The sequence below is a fragment of the Roseovarius sp. D22-M7 genome (assembly GCF_037083785.1).
Taxonomy (GTDB): domain Bacteria; phylum Pseudomonadota; class Alphaproteobacteria; order Rhodobacterales; family Rhodobacteraceae; genus Roseovarius.
On record NZ_JBAPKY010000136.1, the window covers coordinates 1 to 2,852 of the forward strand.

A 2,852-nucleotide genomic window follows, 5' to 3' on the forward strand; every position below is an offset into this window, starting at 1 on the left:
AACGCCCTCGGCACCGCCGAGATCGCTCGCGTGGGCTGACCTCAGTGGGGTAAGGGGAAGTCATACCTCAGGCCTGAGTTCTGCAACAATGCCCCTAAACACTATTAAATCCGGCTTTTTAGAATGTACTTCTAATGTCTGCCAAAGCTTTGACCAATTCAGCCGATCGCACTCGCAGAGGCCGCCGACTTTCCGCCCTCCCCGAAGAGGTTGCGAGTCTTCAAACCTTCGCTAATATGACTAAGTCATACCTCGGAGTCCAGCATGACCGTCAAGACAACCCTCAGCTTCACCGACCGCCACCATCGGTTCCTGACCGACAAGGTGGGCCAAGGCGTCTTCGCCTCGCAAAGCGCGGCTGTGGCGGCGGCGCTGGAGCAGATGATGCGCGATGAAGAGGAGCGCGAGTTGGCCCTTGGGGCGATGGCCGAAGAAATCCAGGCGCGGCTCGACACGCCGCGTGCCGACTATGTCTCGGCAGATGACGCATTTGCCGCCGCGCGGGCCCGGCTGCAGGCTGCGCGCGAAACGTGAGCTATCGCATCCGGTTCCATCCGGCGGTCGCGGATGATCTCGACGCGATCACACGCTGGCTGATCGACTATGCCGGCCCGCAATCCGCCGCGCGCCGGCTGGACGAGATCGAGGCCACCATCGCCAGCCTCGCTGACCTGCCGCACAAGGGCAGCCGCCGGGACGAGATCGCCCCCGGGCTGCGCGCTATTCCAGCAGGCCGCAAGGCCGTGATCGCCTTCACCGTAGACGATGATGCCCGCGAGGTTCATATCCACGCCGTAACCTATGCCGGAGCCGACTGGATCACGCGCAGCAAAGCGCGCGAGCGGTAGCAGGATGGCACGCAAACCTGTCCACAAATGGGCTTTCAAACCCGGCATGCGCGCAAGCGCGTTCGGATGGCGCGGCTCCGCCAAGGCGATCGAGCGGTTGAAATCGGCCAGCGCGGAAATCCGGGCCGTCAATCGCGCGGATCCTGTCACGGCGGCGGACGGCGTGGTCGCATTGGCCGCGCGGATCTGGCCCGCGTTTGAGCATATCGATACCTCGTCGGGCGCACTTGGCAACGCCGTGCGCCGCACACTTGACGACCTTGTGCCGATCCTGATCGCCGCCCCTGCCGATGAAAAGACGCGCGCAAAATGGCTGGAACAGCTGCGCACGGCAATCGAAGACGATGGCGTCGACTACCTCGCGCCCATCTCGGAGCGGTTCGGCGAGATCGCCGTGTATCCCGCGCTCATGACCCTGCATGCCGACAGGGACCTCGACCTGATCCATCAAGCCTGGTCGGATTGGGAGCGGTATTCCCATGTCGGCACCGCGACGCTCACGCTGTCCTCTCTGCTCGAGGCCGCGCGGTATGACCAATTACTGGCGCTCCTCGCGGTCAAGAAAACCCGGCTGTGGTTCGACGACAAGTTCGGGGCCGAAGCCCTTCTTCGACAAGGCCGTGAGGATGACGCGCTCGCCTATGCCGAGGCGCTTCTGGAGGGGGATCGCCAGACATGGAGCCATCACGACATCTGCCGGTTTTGCGAGGCGATCCTTGTACGGCAAGGCAAGGCAGACGAAGCCTATCGCCGGTTCGGCCTGCCCACAGCGAGCGGAAACACCTGGCTGGCGATGTGGCGCGATCTGGTCAAACGCTACCCTGACCGAGATGCCCGTGCATTGCTGGAAGACCTGATCGCGCTCCACGGGCGCAAGGGCAAATGGTTCGCCGCGGCAAAGACTGCGACGTATTTTGACATCGCGCTCGACTGCGCAGCGGACAGTGAGGCCGCCCCCTCAACCTTGATCCGCGCCGCCCGCGATTTCGCGATCAAGGAACCGGCCTTTGCTGCCGATGTCGCTCTGCATGCCATCAGGCATCTTCTGGCGGGCCGTGGCTATGAACCCAGCCCGTTCGACATCGACGAAGCGGTCGATCACCTGATGACCGCCAGCACGCGCATCGACCGGCGGGGCTGGGCCATCGCAGCGCTTCAGCGACTGATGGAGATCACGCCCGGCGATGATCTGATGCAACGCCGCCTTGGCCAGAAGCTGACCGAACTCAGTGCTGAATAGCGGATTGGTCGCTATAGAACACCATCCTGCCCGACGAAATGGGTTCGGCCAATGCCCTGCCCTGAGCTTGCACGTTTCGACCCGAAAGCTGACTGCCCGGGCGAACGATCACGGTTTTCGGGAACGCACATCGCCTTCAGAGCGTTCTTCGATCAACTGTGCTGGTGCTACATCCAGATGCGCCGCGACCCGCTGAAGAGTCTGCAAGGTGACATTCTGCTGGCCGCGTTCCATGGCGCTGACATGGGCACGGTCGACATCCATCGCTGCCGCCAACGCGGCCTGCGTCAGCCCACGCGCTTGGCGGTAGTGCTTGAGATTACTTGCAAAAACAACGCGGATATCCATCCGCAGTTAAAAAGCCTATCGCGTATTTTGGTGCGACGTATTATAATGCTCATCTGCAACCTGACTGACCGCGATCCGTTCTTGCACAGGCAATCCGATGTGCTTTTATGGACCCTAACGCCAAACGGCGAGGGGGATCATGTCTGTCACCGGCACCACGCCGATCTCTGATCTCGCACCACAAGGCGATGATCTGACCGACTACGACCACGCATGTTGATTGTCGCTGAGATCTGACCCGGCATTGTCACCGAGACTTGACCCACCCGGGTGTTATGTTCTGCACGTCATGATGGCGTCAATGCTGCTGTCTCCTTCCGTTTTTTTTTGGCTGTCTCGGAGCTGGCTTTGAAGCGATAGCTGTCGTTGCCAGTCTCCAAAATGTGGCAGCGATGGGTGAGGCGATCGAGCAGCGC

At 61.5% G+C, this 2,852-nt stretch carries 5 protein-coding genes; 3 read left to right on the forward strand and 2 right to left on the reverse strand.

The window, feature by feature from the left end; genetic code table 11:
- Nucleotides 1-264: 264 nt before the first annotated feature.
- Genes V8324_RS21525 through V8324_RS21535 form a run of 3 tightly spaced genes read left to right on the forward strand, consistent with a single transcriptional unit; the run spans nucleotide 265 to nucleotide 2,088 of the window.
- Nucleotides 265-534 (forward strand): hypothetical protein, encoded by a 270-nt coding sequence (locus V8324_RS21525; protein WP_336421938.1) that lies wholly within the window; start codon nucleotides 265-267, stop codon nucleotides 532-534.
- A complete protein-coding gene (locus V8324_RS21530) occupies nucleotides 531-848 on the forward strand; it encodes a type II toxin-antitoxin system RelE/ParE family toxin (protein ID WP_336421939.1) in 318 nt (105 codons plus the stop codon). Before V8324_RS21525 ends, V8324_RS21530 begins: the two co-directional genes overlap by 4 nt.
- A gap of 46 nt (nucleotides 849-894) precedes the next feature.
- Entirely contained in the window at nucleotides 895-2,088 is a 1,194-nt protein-coding gene (locus V8324_RS21535; protein WP_336421940.1) for a hypothetical protein, read from the forward strand.
- 108 nt (nucleotides 2,089-2,196) lie between these two features.
- Here the strand turns inward: V8324_RS21535 and V8324_RS21540 are convergent, their stop codons facing one another.
- On the reverse strand, nucleotides 2,197-2,436 hold the full coding sequence (locus tag V8324_RS21540) for a helix-turn-helix domain-containing protein (protein WP_336421941.1): 240 nt from the start codon (nucleotides 2,434-2,436) through the stop codon (nucleotides 2,197-2,199).
- Nucleotides 2,437-2,723: 287 nt separating this feature from the next.
- The coding region (locus V8324_RS21545; RefSeq protein ID WP_245601518.1) for an ATP-binding protein at nucleotides 2,724-2,852 on the reverse strand (129 nt) is incomplete at its 5' end.